13 protein-coding genes are annotated in these 16209 nt (G+C 73.9%); 2 read left to right on the top strand and 11 right to left on the bottom strand.

Translation table 11 applies throughout. From position 1 onward, the window contains the following. Positions 1 to 2: 2 nt before the first annotated feature. The 4 genes from IO36_RS11090 to IO36_RS11075 form a co-directional block, all read right to left on the bottom strand. Positions 3 to 944 carry a carbohydrate ABC transporter permease gene (locus tag IO36_RS11090; protein WP_037618877.1) on the bottom strand — a complete coding sequence of 314 codons (942 nt, stop codon included), beginning with the start codon at positions 942 to 944 and terminating at the stop codon, positions 3 to 5. Between the two features lie 9 nt (positions 945 to 953). Then, positions 954 to 2291 carry an ABC transporter substrate-binding protein gene (locus IO36_RS11085; RefSeq protein ID WP_037618876.1) on the bottom strand — a complete coding sequence of 446 codons (1338 nt, stop codon included), beginning with the start codon at positions 2289 to 2291 and terminating at the stop codon, positions 954 to 956. Between the two features lie 113 nt (positions 2292 to 2404). Further along, entirely contained in the window at positions 2405 to 3616 is a 1212-nt protein-coding gene (locus IO36_RS11080) for an ROK family transcriptional regulator (protein WP_037618875.1), read from the bottom strand. A gap of 256 nt (positions 3617 to 3872) precedes the next feature. Then, the gene (locus tag IO36_RS11075; protein ID WP_037618874.1) at positions 3873 to 4709 is read right to left on the bottom strand and encodes a hypothetical protein; all 837 of its coding nucleotides are present in this window, start codon (positions 4707 to 4709) and stop codon (positions 3873 to 3875) included. Between the two features lie 414 nt (positions 4710 to 5123). Between IO36_RS11075 and IO36_RS11070 the strand changes: the two genes are divergently transcribed. Then, a complete protein-coding gene (locus IO36_RS11070; protein WP_158997296.1) occupies positions 5124 to 5783 on the top strand; it encodes a hypothetical protein in 660 nt (219 codons plus the stop codon). Positions 5784 to 6144: 361 nt separating this feature from the next. Here the strand turns inward: IO36_RS11070 and IO36_RS11065 are convergent, their stop codons facing one another. Further along, a complete protein-coding gene (locus tag IO36_RS11065; RefSeq protein WP_037618872.1) occupies positions 6145 to 7257 on the bottom strand; it encodes a mechanosensitive ion channel family protein in 1113 nt (370 codons plus the stop codon). 268 nt (positions 7258 to 7525) lie between these two features. On the opposite strand from IO36_RS11065, the gene IO36_RS11060 reads away from it, so the two are divergent. Continuing rightward, entirely contained in the window at positions 7526 to 8062 is a 537-nt protein-coding gene (locus IO36_RS11060; RefSeq protein ID WP_037618871.1) for an HNH endonuclease, read from the top strand. 49 nt (positions 8063 to 8111) lie between these two features. Here IO36_RS11060 and IO36_RS11055 read toward each other — a convergent pair whose 3' ends face one another. From IO36_RS11055 to IO36_RS11030, 6 genes are all read right to left on the bottom strand, one after another. Further along, positions 8112 to 8699 (bottom strand): hypothetical protein, encoded by a 588-nt coding sequence (locus IO36_RS11055; protein ID WP_037619409.1) that lies wholly within the window; start codon positions 8697 to 8699, stop codon positions 8112 to 8114. Between the two features lie 74 nt (positions 8700 to 8773). Further along, positions 8774 to 10456 carry a hypothetical protein gene (locus IO36_RS11050; protein WP_051900302.1) on the bottom strand — a complete coding sequence of 561 codons (1683 nt, stop codon included), beginning with the start codon at positions 10454 to 10456 and terminating at the stop codon, positions 8774 to 8776. After that, the gene (locus tag IO36_RS11045) at positions 10453 to 11235 is read right to left on the bottom strand and encodes an ABC transporter ATP-binding protein (RefSeq protein ID WP_037619407.1); all 783 of its coding nucleotides are present in this window, start codon (positions 11233 to 11235) and stop codon (positions 10453 to 10455) included. The genes IO36_RS11050 and IO36_RS11045 overlap by 4 nt, the downstream gene beginning before the upstream one ends. Before the next feature lie 98 nt (positions 11236 to 11333). After that, positions 11334 to 12230, bottom strand: a complete 897-nt coding sequence (locus IO36_RS11040; protein ID WP_037618870.1) for a zf-HC2 domain-containing protein — start codon at positions 12228 to 12230, stop codon at positions 11334 to 11336. After that, complete coding sequence (locus IO36_RS11035; protein ID WP_051900301.1) at positions 12227 to 12847, bottom strand: RNA polymerase sigma factor; 621 nt, start codon at positions 12845 to 12847, stop codon at positions 12227 to 12229. Before IO36_RS11035 ends, IO36_RS11040 begins: the two co-directional genes overlap by 4 nt. 33 nt (positions 12848 to 12880) lie before the next feature. After that, positions 12881 to 16075, bottom strand: a complete 3195-nt coding sequence (locus IO36_RS11030) for a glycoside hydrolase family 84 protein (RefSeq protein ID WP_425535522.1) — start codon at positions 16073 to 16075, stop codon at positions 12881 to 12883. Positions 16076 to 16209 lie beyond the last annotated feature (134 nt).

Genomic DNA, 16209 nt, shown 5'->3' with positions numbered 1-16209 from the left:
GGTCAGTCACCTGCCTGGATGAGACCGCCCCGGCGCCGCATGAGGAACGCGGTGAACGCCATGGACAGGGCGAACAGCACCAGCGCGACCACACAGGCGGAGCCGTAGTCGAAGCGCTGGAAGCCGAGGTTGTAGACGAGCTGGGGCAGGGTGAGCGTCGACTTGTCGGGGTAGCCGGGCTCGAACTGCGTGCCGGCGCCCTGGATGACGCCCGAGGCGACCTTCCCGGCGATCAGCGGCTGCGTGTAGTACTGCATGGTCTGGATGACCCCGGTGACCACGGCGAACATCACGATGGGCGAGATGTTCGGCAGGGTGACGTACCGGAAGCGCTGCCAGGCCGAGGCGCCGTCCAGCTCGGCGGCCTCGTACTGCTCGGTGGGGACGTCGAGGAGCGCGGCCATGAAGATGACCATCAGGTCGCCGATGCCCCACAGGGCCAGCAGGGTCAGGGCGGGCTTGGACCAGGAGGGGTCGTTGAACCAGCCGGGGGCCGTGACGCCGGCCTTCTCCAGGATGGAGTTGACCGGCCCCGTACCGGGGTTGAGGAGGAAGGCGAACGCCATCGTGGCGGCCACCGGCGGGGCGAGGTAGGGCAGGTAGAACAGGGTGCGGAAGACACCCGTCCCGGTCCTGATCTTCGTGATCAGCAGGCCCACGCCCAGTCCGAACACCACCCGCAGGGTCACCATGACGAGGACCAGCCACAGGGTGTTGCGCAGTGCGGGCCAGAACAGCGGGTAGTTCTCGAAGACGTAGGTCCAGTTCTTCGTCCCGCTCCACGTCGGCGGCTTGAAGCCGTCGTAGTGCATGAAGGAGAAGTAGACGGTCGAGATCAGCGGATAGGCGAAGAAGACCGCGAAGCCGATCAGCCAGGGCGACATGAAGGCGAGGGTCACCAGCGCCGAACGGCGGCGCTTCGAGGCGAGCGTGACGGTACTCATGGCGGCCGGCTACTTCGCCTGCGCGATGTCCGTGTCGATCTGATGGGCGGTGGCCGCGAGGCCCGCCTTCAGATCCGTGGCCTTGCCGCTCTCGTAGTCGTATCCGAACTGCTGGAGCGTCACGAGGTAGGTGCCGCCGTTGATGGACGCCGGGGTCGTCGTCGAGTTCGGGTTCGAGGCGATGTCCAGGAACGTCTTGAAGCGCGGGTCGTACTTCAGCTTCGGCGACTTGAGGGCCGCGAGCGTCGAGGGCACGTTGTGGATGTCGTTGGCGAAGCCGACCACCGCGTCGGTGTCCGTGGTCATGTACTTCACCAGCTCCCAGGCCGCGTTCTGGTGGTGGCTGGTGGACGCGATGCCCGCGATCGTGCCGGTGATGTAGCCCTTGCCGTACTGGTCCGCCTGGTCGTCGGGGACGGGCAGCGGGGCGACGCCGATCTCGAAGCCGGGCTTGGCCTCCTCGGCCATGCCGAGCCGCCACTCGCCGTCGAGCTGCATGGCCACCTGGCCGGTGTGGAAGGGGTGCTTGGGGCCCCATTCGTCACCGAGCTTGGAGCGGTAGGTCTCCAGCTTCTTGAAGCCGCCGAGTTCGTCGACCAGCTTCTTCTGCAGGGTGAACCCGGCCGTGAACGCGGGGTCCTTGGCGATGTTCGACTTGCCGCTGCTGTCGAAGTACGTCGGTGAGAACTGCCCGAAGTAGTGCTCGGTGGTGGACTCCCAGCCGTGGTAGTTCGGCATGAAGCCCAGCTGGGAGTACGAGTCGCCCTTGGTGACGGTGAGCTTCTTCGCGTCCTTCTCGAACTCCGACCACGTCTTCGGCGGGGAGGAGATCCCGGCCTTCTCGAACGCGGTCTTGTTGTAGTAGAGCCCGTAGGCGTCACCGAGCAGCGGCACCGTGCAGCGGTTGCCGTCGAACTGGGTGTACTCGTTCATCGCCTTGGGGAACGTCGTCTCGGGGTCGATGTGCGCCTTCTTGAAGAAGGGGTTCAGATCGACGAACGCACCGGACGAGCAGAACTTGCCGACGTTGTTGGTGGTGAAGGACGAGACCACGTCCGGGGCCTTGTCGCCGCCCGCCCGCAGCGCCTGGTTGATCTTGTCGTCGGTCATGTTGCCGACGATGTTCACGTGGATGTTGGGGTGCGCCTTCTCGAAGCCCGCGACCAGCGACTTCACGGCCTTGACCTCGTTCGGCGCGCTCCAGGCGTGCCAGAAGTTGATCGTCTGCTCCTTGGACGCGTCGTCGTCCGCGCCGCTGCCGGACTGGCCGGTACAGGCGGTGGCGAGGAGGGCTATGGAGGCGGAGGCCGCGAGCGCGACGGCCGTCTTCCGGGACATTCTGGGCATGACGGGATCTCCCTGCGAGGGACGGGGCGGGACACGGGAAGGTGCCGGCCCGGGCGGGCGGTCGGAGCGCCGGCCGTCCGGGGCGGATCGAAGGAGTGGGGATCGGGGCGGGGTCAGCGGGAGGTGTCGAAGACCTCGTCGCGGGTGGCTGCCAGGGCGCTCTCCAACGCGCCCCGCAGCACGGGGTGTTCGGTGACGTCGCCGACGACGAGGCGCGGCCGGGACGCGGCCAGCTCCTCCAGTTCGGCCTGGACCAGGGCACGCAGCGGTTCGCCGCCCGCGGTGAGCGAGGATCCGCTGAGGACGACCAGCTCGGGGTCGAGCACGGAGACGAGGGAGGCCAGACCGGTGGCGAGCCCGGTCGCGTACGTCTCCAGGAGCCGCAGGTGGGGGCCCGTGCCGACGGCGGCGGCCCGTGCCACGACGGCGGCCGCGACCTCGGTGTACGGGCCCGTCGGCAGGTCCTCGACGCCGAGCTCGCGGGCCAGCTTGGGGATGGCCTGGGAGCCGGCCAGCTCCTGGTAGCCACCGCTGTTGGCCCGGGTCACCTGGCGCACCAGGGGCGCGCCGGGCACCGGCAGGAAGCCGACCTCGCCCGCGCCGCCGGTCCAGCCGCGGTGCAGCCGGCCGCCGAGGACGAGGGCCGCGCCGAGACCGCCCTCGTTCCACAGCAGGACGAAGTCCTCGTGTCCCCGCGCGGCGCCGAGCCGCTGCTCCGCGATGGCGACGAGGTTGACGTCGTTCTCGTACTCGACGGGCATCGGCAGCGCGGCGGCCAGTTCGTCCAGGAGCGCGGGGGAGTGCCAGCCGGGCAGGTGCGAGGCGTAGCGCAGCCGGCCCGTGTTGGGGTCGAAGGCGCCGGGGGTGCCGATGACCAGGCGGCGGACGTCGTCCCGGGCGAGCCCGGCGGCCTTCACCGCTCCGTCGAGGGCGTCGGTGACCTGGCGCACGACGGGCTGGGCGGCGCGGCGGCCGGGGGTGGGCAGTTCGTACGTGCCGACCGTCCTGCCGGTGATGTCGGCGACGGCGGCGAGGACGCGCTCGGGGGTGACGTCCAGGCCCGCCGCGTGGGCGGCGCCCGGATTGACCTCGTAGAGCTGGGCGCTGGGGCCCGGCCGGCCCTCGCTGGTGCCGGTGGCCAGGACGAGCCCGGCGGCCTCCAGCCGGGCCAGGAGCTGCGAGGCGGTGGGCTTGGAGAGCCCCGTGAGCTTCCCGATCCGGGTCCGTGAGAGCGGTCCGTGCGCGAGCAGCAGATCGAGGGCGGCACGGTCGTTCATCGCGCGCAGGACGCGTGGAGTGCCCGGCGTACCGGCGGAACCTGCCATGTCTGTCGCCACCTGCCCTTCTCGGCCGACCAGCTTCCCAGGGGAGCCTGCGGGAAGTCCACCAGAAGATCATTGTTAGGAAAGTTTCCTATTGCTGGTGCGAGGAACGTAGGCCGCGGGGGGTGCGGGCGTCAAGAGCAACCGCCGCCCGGCCCGCGCGGCCGTCGCCGGAACGCACGGAGCCGCCCCCGCCGCGGACGGGTCCGTCTGCGGCGGGGGCGGCTCGGGGTGGGGCGTCGGAGCGCTCGGCTCCTGGTTACCTCACGTCGACGTAGTCGCCGGCGGCCGTGGCGGTGCCGGTGGTGGACGTGCCCGCGAACGTGTAGCGGTACGTGCCGTCGGCCGACGCCTTGACCGTGGTGCTCAGGGCGCCCGCGGTGCCCGTGGTCACCGTCTTGACGGTCTTGTAGGCGGTGGCGCCCTTGGCCTTGAACTGGAGCACGGCCGGCTGCCCCTTGAAGCCCGCGTACTTGCCGGTGTTCCAGTCGGCGCGGGTCAGCACGCCCTTGACGGTGAGCGTCGCGCCCTTCCTCACCGGCTCCGGAGTGGCGTTGACCGTGAGCTTGGCGGCGCGCTTGACCTGCGCGGTCCCGGGGACGCCCCACATGTCGTAGCCGAACTGCATGCCGACGTGGTTGTCGGAGTCGTCGTTGTCCAGGGCCGTGGCGCTGTAGAAGCCGGCGATCTTCCAGGTGCCGGCGTCCGCCGCCTCGTACAGGTACTCCTGCGGGTCGACCGCGATGACCTCCTTGCAGGACTGCGTGACCGTCGTGGCGGTCGTGGCCGTCGTGGTGCAGGTCGGCATGTCGTCCGGGCCCAGCTCGTTCTCCTGCTTCGCGAGCGAGGAGCCGCGGTACAGCAGGACGCCCGCGCCGTTCTGCTCGCCGTCGATGACGAGGCCGGCGGGGCGGACGAAGGTGTAGGTGACCGGGACCTTCACGAGGTTCGTGGTGCCGACGACGATCGGCTTGCCGTTGTTGACCACGACACCGGAGAAGGAGAGGTCCGGCGTGGCGGCCGAGGCGGACGGCACGGCCACGGCGGACAGGGCCAGGGCACCGGACACGACGGCGCCGATGGCGTACTTGCGCATGGATTCCCCACATTCGAGGCGGGCCCCGGGGCGTTGCGCTCCAGAACAAGGGCCCGCTGTTGGGGCGACAGTAGACGGTTGATCAAGGTGGAGGGAATGCGGGGGTCCTGTGAAGAGGAACCGTTCCGTCCTTGTGTGGGAGGCGGGGTGCCGGGGGTAGGAATGCCCTGTCGGCGCGTCAGGAGCGTGACGGCCCGGGGGCATTACGGCTTCGTCACGATCGGTTCCGCGCGGCCCGGTCGGGCCGCGCGGATTTGTGCCGGTGCGCACCTCTTGGGGAGGGGGTCTTCGCCGTGCGGAAGACGGTGGCCGGTTCGGTCTCATGCCTGGTGCACAGGGTCCCGTTCCTATGATCCGCCGCATGAAGCGGAACCGTGCGGCGTGGGCCGCGCCGGACCGGCCGGGAGGCCGGCCGTGAAGCTGCTGACGGCCGCCTGGCGCGCGGCCCTGGCCAAGAGCGTGCCCGTGGCGTTCGTCCTGTTGGTCACCGAGTTCGTGAGCGACGGGTTCACCCGGGATTCGGTGGCCCGCGGGCTGCTCTTCAGGCCCCTGTGCTGGGGTGTCATGACACTCGGCTGGGCCGCCTTCGGAGTGCGGTCGCTACGGCGCCGGGCCCGGAAGGCCGGCATCGCGCTCACCGACGGCGCGCTGGACGAGCGGCAGACGCGGGTGCTGCGCCCGGCGTCGGACCCGGAGGGCTGGCAGGAGCGGGTCCGTGAGCGGCTGGTGGCCTCGGAGCGGGCGTTCCTCGTCGCCGAGAAGGGCCGCGAGGAGATCCACTTCCGGTGGCGTCCCTGGCGCGGGGAGCAGTCGGTCTGGGGCTCGCTGTCCTTCGGCGCGGCCCCGGGAGAGGTCGTCCTCGACGTCCGCGACGGCGAGGAGCTCCGGGGCGTGGCCGGGCTGGGCAGGGGGTCGGCGCTCGTCGCCGTGTGCCAGCTGGCCGCGGCGACCGGGCTGGAGGCGGTCCCGCAGGGGAGGGACCACCCGGCCGGGAGGGACCACCTGGCCGGGCCGGTACCGGAGGGACTCGTGACGGAACGTCCGCCGGGGCGCGAGGGACGGGCCGACGGCTGACGGCCGATGGACGGTGGACGGTGGACGGTGGACGGCGACGGGGCGGACCGCCCGCCGACGAAGGGGAAGCCCGGCTGACGTGCGGTGGGCCGAGCGGCGACGGTGCGGCGGCCCGGCTGGCGTGCGCTGGGGCGTGGCGGTGAAGGGGCGGTCCGGTCGAGGCGCGCGGGTGGCGTGACGACGAAGGGGCGGCGACCCGGCTGACGCTCGCGGGTCGTGTGACGGTGAAGCGGCGGCCCGGCTGACGTTTGCGGGGCGTGTGACGTGAAGAGGCGGCCCGGTCGAGACGCGCGGTGGCGTGACGACGAAGGGGCGGCGCCCGGGTGTCCGGGTGCCGCCCCTCGTGTGTGGCGTCGCGGTCCTACTTCGGCACGCCCGACGAGGCGGCCGGGGACGGGATGGGCGCCGTCGCCTCCGACTGCGGGGAGGCCGGGTTGCCCAGGGCCGACGGGGCCGCCACCGCGGCGCTCGGGTCGACCGGCTCGTCCTCCACCACCGCGGCCGGACCACCCACGATGCGGATCTCGGCGGCGTCGAAGGCGCGCTTGATGCGCCAGCGGAGCTCGCGCTCCACGGAGCCGGCCTTGCCGGGCATGGTCTTGGCCGAGACGCGGACCACCATCGAGTCGAGCAGGACGCTGTCCAGGCCCAGGATCTCGATCGGGCCCCACAGCCGCTCGCTCCAGGGCTCTTCCTTGCTGATGGTCTCGGCGACCTCGCCGATGACGGACCGGACGTGGTCCAGGTCCTCCGAGGAGCGGACGGTGACGTCCACCCCGGCCGTGGCCCAGCCCTGGGAGAGGTTGCCGATGCGCTTGACCTCGCCGTTGCGGACGTACCAGATCTCGCCGTTGTCGCCGCGCAGCTTGGTCACGCGCAGGCCCACCTCTATGACCTCGCCGGAGGCCACGCCCGCGTCGATCGTGTCACCGACGCCGTACTGGTCCTCCAGGATCATGAAGACGCCGGAGAGGAAGTCGGTGACCAGGTTGCGGGCGCCGAAACCGATCGCGACACCGGCCACACCGGCCGAGGCGAGCAGCGGGGCCAGATTGATCTCGAACGTGCCGAGGACCATCAGCGCGGCCGTGCCCATGATCAGGAAGGACGCCACCGAGCGCAGCACCGACCCGATGGCCTGGGAGCGCTGCCGGCGCCGCTCCGCGTTGACCAGCAGCCCGCCCAGCGACGTGCCGTCGACGGCCTCGGCGGTGCGGCTCATCCGGTCGATGAGCTTGGTGATCGCCCGGCGCACGAACACGCGCAGCGCGGCGGCTATCACCAGGATCAGCAGGACGCGCAGACCTATGGCCAGCCAGGTCGACCAGTTCTGCTCGACCCAGCTCGCGGCGTGGGTCGCACTCTCCTGGGCGTCCTGAAGCGTGGGGGTCACCTGGAGCGGACCGGTCGACGTCGAGGGCGACGGCGAGGGGGCCGGCCCGGAGACCAGGGCCGATAGGACGGGCAGGGACACAGCAGGTACCTCCAGTGGGGCGGTCTGCCCGCGGCGGGGACAGGAGGGTGCCGTCCGGGCAGAACCACCACACTAACGGGGCATCGTGTGTGGATCGTTGCAATGTTCGGGGGAGAGACAGCGCTCACCTGGGGATGTAGGGGATGTGGTCGAAAACACTCCCAGCCCGTTACCGGGACATGGTGGCGCCGTCACCAGGCATGAGGGGAGACTGACTGCAGATCGTCCCGGCGCGAGCCACGCGCCGCCGGCGTACAAGGAGGCATCCGTGCCGCATGTCCTGGTCCTCAACGCGTCGTACGAGCCGCTCGGCGTCGTACCGCTCCACCGCGCGCTCGTCCTCGTCCTCGAGAACAAGGCAGTCTGCCTCGAGGAATCCGGCGCCTTCATGCACAGCGCGACCGTTACTGTCCCCGCACCCAGCGTGGTCCGGCTGAAGAGGTTCGTACGGGTCCCCTACCGAGGTCCCGTCCCGCTGACCAGGCGAGCTCTGTTCGCCCGCGACGGCGGCCGGTGCATGTACTGCGGTGGCGTCGCAACCAGCGTCGACCACGTCATCCCGCGCTCCCGCGGGGGTCAGCACGCCTGGGACAACGTGGTGGCGTCCTGCCGCCGCTGCAACCACACCAAGGCCGACCGCCACCTGGTCGAGATCGGCTGGCGCCTGCGCCACAAACCCGCCCCGCCGACGGGGCTCGCCTGGCGCATCATCGGAACGGGGCACAGGGACCCGCGCTGGATGCCCTACCTGCAACCGTACGGCGCGGACGACGCCATGGCCCGGATCGACGGCATTTCGGCCTGACGATCCGGGCCTTCGTGTCGGTCCGGGGCCCGGCCCGTGCGACCCCGTGTCAGACGCGGGGTCCTTCGGGACGGGCTCCACGGGCCGCGCACAGTGCCGTGCCGGTCACGAAGAGTGCGAGTGCGGCGGCCCACGCGCCGTGCTGGGGACCCGGCTGCATGAGCCAGCCCACCACTGTCGCGTTGTTCACACGGGGAGAGCTCGCCGAGAGGTAGACGGCGCTGAAGTACAGCGTCGTCGGCATCCAGCTGAGCCGGGCGCCGACCAGCACCGCCCCGCCGGCCGTGATGCCGATGGCCCCCAGCGTGTTGCGGACCATCGCCGCCGCGCCGAACTCCTGCACGTGTCCGGGCACGGCGAGGGCCAGCAGCGTGGCCGCGAGGGCGCCGACGATCAGCAGGTGGGCCAGGCGCCGGGGCCACCAGCGGCGTACGGAGGTGCCGTCCAGCTCGGGGGAGTGCGTGTGCAGGCTCGCGCCGGTCGCGGCCGCCGCCAGCAGCGGGGCGAGCGCGACCAGCGGGACCCTGCGGTACGGGTCGAGGTAGGTGTCCTGGCGGCTCGCCATCCACACGGTGAGCAGCGCGGCGCAGACCAGGGCCGCGACGGTCGCCGGGACGGCGCGCGAGCGGGCGTACAGGGCGAGACGGCGGAGCCGATGTCCGGGCGCGGGCCGCGCCGGCCGGGATGTCCGTCGGCCGTTCGGTCCGGTGTTCACAGGGACGGCACCTCGCTCGGCTTCGGGTGGCAGTCGTCGGCGGTGGCGAAGTAGCGGCCGAGCCAGGAGCGGCGCTCGCCGTCGCTCATTGCGGTCAGCCGTGCGTACGCCGTGTCCTCCGCCCGGAATTTCGCCAGCTCCTTCGTGTTTCTCTCCTGCCGGGCGCTCGCCCTGAAGGACGCCCGCAGCTTCTCGTAAGCGGGGTCCGGCGCCAGCCAGCGCAGGACGGCCTCGTCGGTGACGGTGATCCGCTCTGCCGGCGCCTTGCCGCAGTCGGGGCGGACCAGCATGTGGGCGGCCTCCCACGCGTACCGCCGTGGATCGGTCACCTTCCCGCGGACGACGCTCCAGCCGATCGGGCCGAGGTTCGGCAGCTGGACCTCGCCCCGGTGCGGGGACCGCCACAGGTCCTCGTAACGGACCGGGAGGTTCTGCACCCCGTGCAGCCGGCCGGCCAGACCGGACAGGGCCCGGGTCACCTCCGGCAGCATGCCCGGATAGGTGCCGTTGACGCAGACGTTCGGAGTGGTCGAGGTGTCGCACACCTGGCGGTGGGCCAGCGGGTTGTCGCGCAGCAGGCCGTCGCCCGTCGAGACGAGCAGGGCGGCGGCGCCGAGGGCGGCCCCGAGCGGCAGCAGGGCGGTGGCCCTGCGGAACGCGGTGAGGGCCAGGACCGCGGCGGCGGCGAGCCCGGCCGCCCACAGGGCCGACACCAGCGGGTACCACCAGACGGCGAGGTCCCGGTCCCCGAGCACCTGGACCATGCAGAACGCGAGGTGGCGGACGTCGGACCGGCTGGTGCCGAGGGCGCCGACGGTCACGTATCCGCCGATCGCGAGGACCGGAGCCGTGAGCCGGAGGGGGACCGCCCGTCCGGCCGCGTGGCCGAGGACCGCGCAGGCGGCGATCGTGAGGGCGTTCCCCGCGAACACGGTGTACGCGGGTCCGCCCGCCGACGCGTACGGCGCGCAGGCCGCCAGTGTTCCCGCGGTCACCAGGAGCTGCGCCGCGGCCAGCCAGCAGGCGAGCGGCAGAGCGGCCGCAAGGAGCTGGACGAGCGGTGTACGGGCGGTGGAGGCGCGCAGTTCCGTCGTACGGCGCCGGTGTTCCCGGCCGCCCTGCCAGCCGCCCGCGGCGAGCGCGAACGGGACGCTGATCATGGCGGCGGCGCTGCTGAGCGTGTACGTCGTCGCTCCCCAGCTTCCCTGCCACTGGTCCGCCTTGGCGGCCACAGGCCACACGAGGGCGAGCAGCAGTCCGGCGCCCGCCCAGGGCGCGAAACCGCGCAGCCACTCGGCGCGCAGGGGGTGTGGAGCGGACCGGCGCAGGCGGCCACGCCCGCCGCCGGCCCCCGGGCCCCGACGTCCGCCGCCCCGGCCGGGGCGGGTCACGGGTGCCGTGCCGGTGCGGAGGCCGGCGGCGCTGGGGCGGGCGGTGCCGTGGCCGGCGTCGTGCCCGTGGCCGGTGCCGGTCTCGGGGCCCGCGTCGTGCCCGGGGGCGGCCCCGAGGGTGGTGCCGTTCCCGTCGTCGGGGCCGTTCCCGTGTCGGGTGCCGGTCTCGCGGCGGCCGGGGCCGTTCCCGTGGGCCGTGCCGTGGCCTGCGTCGGCCCCGTGGGCGGTCTCGGTTCGGGTGGGGGTGTGTGCCGGGCCGTCTCCGCCCGGCCGGACGCGGGCGGTCATCGGCCGGCTCCCGTCGCCGCGCGGTGGCCGCGCAGGGCCGTCGTGTAGCCGCGTTCGATGGCGTTGCCGTCGGACTCGTGGCCGTCCGCGCCGAGCGCGGCGAGGGAACCGGGCGTGCCGCGGTAGGCGACCCGCCCGGCCTCCAGCAGCGTCACCTCCGTGCAGGCCGCGGCCACGTCCTCGACGAGGTGCGTGGAGACGATCACGGTGGCGGTGCGGCCCAGCTCCCGCAGCAGGGCGCGGAACTCGACGCGCTGCTCGGGGTCGAGGCCCGCGGTGGGCTCGTCGAGGAGCAGCAGGCGGGGGTCGTTCACGATGGCCTGGGCGATGCCGACGCGCCGGATCATGCCGCCCGACAGGGTCTTCACCTTGGCGTCGATGCGGTCGGCGAGGCCGACCCGGGTCACGGCCCGTTCGACGGCCGCGTCGGTTTCCGCCCCGGGAAGTTCCTTCAGCCAGGCCACGTAGGCGACGAACTCCCGCACCGTGAAGCCCGGGTAGTACCCGAAGTCCTGTGGGAGATAGCCGAGTTCGCGGCGCACGGTGACGCGCTCCCGGTGCCCGCGCAGGTCGCCGCCGAGCAGCTCGACGCAGCCCGCAGTGGGCCGCGCGACCGTCGCGAGGACACGGACGAGGGAGGTCTTGCCCGCGCCGTTGGGCCCGAGCAGACCGTGGACGCCGAGCCCGAAGTCGAGGTCGACGCCGTCGAGCGCGGTGGTCCTGCGGTGTCGGACGGTCAGCCCGGAAACCCGGACGGCGGTGTCCCCGGAGACCCGCACGGCGGTGTCGCCGGAGCCGCCCAGGCCGTGCCCGTCCGGTGTGCCCGTGGGGTGCGCGGCGCCGCCGAGGGGCGGTACGGCGGTCGTGTCGGGCCTGTTCACATCGTCTCCAGACGGTCGTACGCGGTGCGGCGCGCGGCGAGGAGCAGGGCGCACAGCACGGTCGCCGCCGCCCAGCCGCCCTGGGAGGGGGCGCCGGTGAAGTAGAGGGAGAGCTGCTCGGTGAGACCGGCCGTCAGACCGGTGCCGCCGGACAGCAGGAGGGGGGCCGAGACGGCGAGCAGCCATCCGCCGCCCACCACGGCCGTCGCTGTGCGGCAGCCGAGGTATCCCGACAGGACGAGCGAGGCGAGGGTGAGGGCCAGTCCGGGCAGCAGCCAGCCGGCCGTCGCGGGTCCCGCGGGCAGCCGCGGGCCGGGGGACGGCAGGAGCAGTCCCGCCAGCGTCAGCGAGGGCGCGCTGACGGCCAGCACGGCGGCCGTCCGCGTCAGCAGGAGCCGCAGCCCGCCCCCGGGGGCCGAGGCGGCGATCTCGTGGAGCGGATCGGAGTGCCGTCCGTAGGAGAGGGCGACCCCGGCCACCGGGACGACGGGGGCGAGGGCGAGCAGCAGGGGCCGCGCGCCCGCCCATCCGCCCCCGTAGGCGAGGGCGACGGCGCCCAGGGCGACGAGCACCACGGACCCGGCCCAGGTCCCGCGGACGGCGGGTCCCGCGGCCCACAGGATCCGGGTGAACCGCCCGCCGAGGGCCCGCGGGGCCCCGGGCGTCGGAGCGGTTCGCCGGGCGCGGGCGGGGGCGGGTGCGGCGGCCAGGACGCCGGCGCGGACCGCCGCGAGCGACGGTCCCGCCGCGCCCGCCCGCACCGCGTGCGAGACGCGGGCTGCGCACCGGCCGCAGCGCTCCAGGTGCTTGTCCAGGGACCAGGCGTCCGTCTCCGCGAGGGAACCGTCGGCGTAGCGGGTGACGAGGTCGTCGGGGGCGTGCCAACCGGTCATGCCGGGCCTCCCAGCAGGGACGGGGCCAGGGCCGGGCGCGCGGGGGCGCCCGGGGGCGGGTTCAACTGGGCGAGGGCCTTGCGAAGTTCGGCGCGGGCGCGCAGGGCGCGGGTCTTGACCGTGCCCTCCGGTATCCCGAGCAGACGGGCGGCCTCGCGGGTGGTCAGACCGTCCACGACCGTCGCCCTCAGGACCTCGCGCAGCTCGGGGGAGATGCGGTCCAGCGCCGTGCCCACGTCGCCGTACTCGAGTTCCGCGAGGACGCGGTCCTCGGCGGACGGCGCCGGCGCCGGCGCGGTGTACTCCACGCGCTCGGCCCGCTCCTGGACCCGCCGCGCGTCCACCAGCCGCCGGGCGGCGATGGTCCACAGCCAGCCGCCGGCCTCCGTGCCCCGGTGGCCGCCCGCGGACCGCCACACCGTCACGAAGGTGTCCTGCAGCACCTCGGTCACGGTCTCGGGGTCGGCGCAGCGCCGGGTCAGCCGCGCGTGCAGCCAGCCCGCGTGCCGGTCGTACAGTGCGGCCATCGCCGCCGCGTCGCCGTCCGAGACGGCCCGCAGCAGCGCCGCGTCCGAATCGTCCTCCCGGTGGCCCCCTCGGGGGCGGAACAGTCTCACACTCCGTCTATCGACGGCTTCGGGTCCGCCGGTTCACGGCGCGGGGGATTCCTGCCCGCCGGCGTCCTCCGCGACCGCGTACGCCTCCGCCGACCACAGCGAGTACCCGTAGGCCGTGGCGCGCCGGACGCCCTGCACCCGTACGTAGCGGACGTCGTGCTCGTCGAAGCGGAGGGACTCCCGGCCGCCGCGGCTGTCGGTCACCGTGGTCGCGGTGCGCCACACGCGGCCGTCGGCGGAGACCTGGACGCGGTACGCGGACGGGTGGGCGTCCTGCCAGCTCAGCACGAGCCGGCCGAGGCGCACCGGTTCGGCGAGCTGCACCTGCCACCAGGCGCCGTCGTCGACGGGGGAGGACCAGCGGGTCGCCGGATCGCCGTCGTTGGCCGCCGAGGCGGGGAAGTCGGGGGTCTCGTCGGCGGAGGAGGAGGCCGTGCCGGTGCGGGCCAGGTCGGGTCCCGCCGTGCGCGGGAAGGCGCGGACGGTCAGGGCGCGGGTCTCGGCGCCGAAGGAGACCGTCACCTTGTACGTGCCCGACGGCGTGCCCGGCGGGACCGTGACCTCCACGAGGCTGTCGACGACGGCACCGCGGGACAGCGTCGGGGCGGGCCGCGAGACCTTGACCCGGATCTCCCCGGGCGCCCGCGCGGTCAGTTCCCCGCTGATACCGGTCGGGCGCAGCGACGTCAGCCGGGCCGTGATCCGCTCGGTGCCGCCGATCTCCACGTCCGCCGTGGAGCGGTCCAGGTCCAGTGCCGCGGCGGGGGTGTCGGCGAACCAGGGAACGAGATGGCGGACCTGGGAGCGTTCGGGGCCGACGACCCGCAGCGCGTCCACGCGCACGCCCGCCGTACCGATCTGCGCCGCGCCGAGCTCGGTCGCGCCCCCGGCGTCGAGCGCGCCGAGGTGGCGCCAGCCCTCGCCCGGGACGTGCGCCTCCACGAATCCCGTCGCTCCGGGCTCGGTGAGCACGCTCACGTCGGTCAGGACCCGGGGGCGCGGGAGCAGGACGACGCGGCCGTCCGGCCCGCTGTCGTCCGCGGGCGCCTCGTCCTTCGGAGGGTTCCCCTCGCCGTCGGCGCCGGTGCCGGGGCCCGCCGTCGCGCCGTCTCCGGCGCCCGCGTCCCCGTCCTTTCCGGTGCCCTTCGGGGCGTCGTGGCCCGAGGAGTCCTCGTTGTCGAGCCCCGCCCACTTCTCGTACGCCGTGCGGGCCTTCGTCAGGAACGGGTCCAGGACGCCCGCCCCGACCGTCACCTCGCTCCCCGCGAGCCCGGTCCGCAGCCGGTTCAGCGCCCGGTACGCCGTCCACGCCGCCGTCGCGTCCCCCTTCGCCTGGGCGTCGAGCAGCGCGACGGCCGTCTCCCCGGCCTCGCCGTAGCGTGCCAACTGCTCGGTCCAGGGCCGCACTTCGGTGGCGACCGGGCGGCCGGCCAGTCGCTCCGGGGTCTCGCGCATGACGGTGAACGCGGCCCGCAGGCGCTCGGAGGCCCGGTCGGCCGCGGCCCGGTCCGTGGCCGTGCGCGCCCGCCAGAACTCCTCCAGGAGCGGGCGCAGATACGCCGACTCCTCGCCGCCGAGCACGGAGGACGCCTCGTTGCCGGCCAGCGCGCGCAGCGCGTCCGCGCCCCGGGCGTCACCGTCCGCGAGGTCCTCGATCGCGGCCTCCCAGGACTCCTGGGGCCGGTAGTCCCGCGGGTTCCAGGCGTAGTCGGCGGCCGTGAACAGCGGGATGCGGGAGGCCTCCGCCTGGGGCATCGCGTTCGCCAGCAGCGCCGCCGAACCCGTCGCCACCGCCGGCTCGCGCCCCTGGTAGGGGCCGAGGAACACCCGGTCCTGCGCGTAGTCGTTGACCGGGTAGTTGTCCATGGTGACGAGCGGGTGGCTGCCGAACACCGCGCGGGTGCGGGCCAGTTCGCCACCGGTGATGGTCTTCGGCACGACGCCGATGCCCGTCCAGGCGACCTCGACGTGCTGGTCCAGCGCCTGCGCCAGCCGCCGGCGGTAGTCGGTCGAACCGTCCTCGTAGTACTCCGTCGGCATCAGCGACAGCGGGGCCACGTCCGGGTGCCGGGCGGCGAGGTGCCGGGCGACCGCGTTCGCCACCCGGGCCTGCGCCTTCGCCGCCGCCCCGGGGCCGGAGCCGAACGCCACCGCGTCCGCCCCGCAGTGCCACTCGGTGTAGCTGACGTCCTGGAACTGCAGCTGGAAGGACCGGAACCCGAGCGCCCACATGGCGTCGAGCTTGCGTGTCAGCGCCCGCACGTCGGCGTCCGAGGAGAAGCACATCGCCTGCCCCGGGGCCACCGCCCAGGTCAGCGTGACGTGATTGCGGCGCGCCCGCTCCGCCAGGTCCCGGAACAGGGCGCGCTCCCCGGCCGGGTACGGCTCGCGCCAGCGCGCCTGCCGGAACAGGTCGTCGCCGGGCGCGTACACATAGCGGTTCTGCTTGGTCCGGCCCATGAAGTCCAGCTGCGCGAGGCGCTGTTCGGGGGTCCAGGGGCCCCCGTAGAACCCCTCGGTGACGCCCCGCACGGCGGTGCCCGCCCAGTCCCGGACGACGGCGCCGGCGATGCGGCGGCCGGCGCCGAGGAGCTGGCGCAGGGTTTGCACCGCGTGGAACAGGCCGTCCTCGCCGACCCCGGACAGGGCGACGGTGTCGCGGCCGTCGGCGCGGCCGACGGCCAGCCGGTAGCCGCCCGCGGGGAGGTCGGCGCGGGGCGCGGCGCCGAGCGCGGTGAGCGCCCGCTCCAGCGAGCCCGACGCGACGGGCGTACCGAAGGAACCCGCGCCCCCTCCGCCGCCGTTCGCCGGTTCCGTGCCCAGGCGCACGACGAGCGCGTGCGCCGGGAGCGCGTCACCGTCACGCGCCGTGGTGATGGTGCGCGCTCCGGCCTGCCGCAGCAGCGTCCGCAACGCTTCGAGGGCGTACGGGTCGAGGTCGGCGTCCGGGGTGCTCGCGTCCGCGCTCACGCCGGGGACGTACGGCGTCTTCGGCACGCCGGGGGAGTAGGGGCCGTACGGGACGGAGCCGGCGTTCGGCGCGGGGGTGACCAGGACGACCTCGTCCGTGACCGCGACCGGGGTGCCGTTCGCGCGCAGCGACTGCGGGCGGGGCCAGACGGAGGGCACCGCGCTCCCGGCGGACTCGTCCGCGCCGGCCGCCGGACCGTGCGGCGCCGCGACGGCCGCGACGGCCGCGGGAGACGTGGCGAACGCGCCCGCGACCACGGCGAACGCGAGTGCGGCCGCTCCCTTTCCACGCCCGAGTCGCACAGTTCCCCCTCGTAGCCCGCCGCTCCGACGACGGCGTCGGTTGGCGTCCGAGCCCACCATTCGGGTGGTGAGGGTGTCAACGAGAGTGG

Source organism: Streptomyces aureus, assembly GCF_000725495.1.
Taxonomy (GTDB): domain Bacteria; phylum Actinomycetota; class Actinomycetes; order Streptomycetales; family Streptomycetaceae; genus Streptomyces; species Streptomyces aureus_B.
Note: the sequence above shows the minus strand (reverse complement) of the source record. Positions and strands in the feature narration are given on the sequence as shown.

Excerpts from the sequence above, each read along its gene's own strand:
- IO36_RS11090 (WP_037618877.1), bottom strand. The coding sequence starts at position 944 with ATGAGTACCGTCACGCTCGCCTCGAAGCGCCGCCGTTCGGCGCTGGTG.
- IO36_RS11040 (WP_037618870.1), bottom strand. The coding sequence starts at position 12,230 with ATGACCGGTTGGCACGCCCCCGACGACCTCGTCACCCGCTACGCCGAC.
- IO36_RS11085 (WP_037618876.1), bottom strand. The coding sequence starts at position 2,291 with ATGCCCAGAATGTCCCGGAAGACGGCCGTCGCGCTCGCGGCCTCCGCC.
- IO36_RS11050 (WP_051900302.1), bottom strand. The coding sequence starts at position 10,456 with ATGACCGCCCGCGTCCGGCCGGGCGGAGACGGCCCGGCACACACCCCC.
- IO36_RS11080 (WP_037618875.1), bottom strand. The coding sequence starts at position 3,616 with ATGGCAGGTTCCGCCGGTACGCCGGGCACTCCACGCGTCCTGCGCGCG.
- IO36_RS11075 (WP_037618874.1), bottom strand. The coding sequence starts at position 4,709 with ATGCGCAAGTACGCCATCGGCGCCGTCGTGTCCGGTGCCCTGGCCCTG.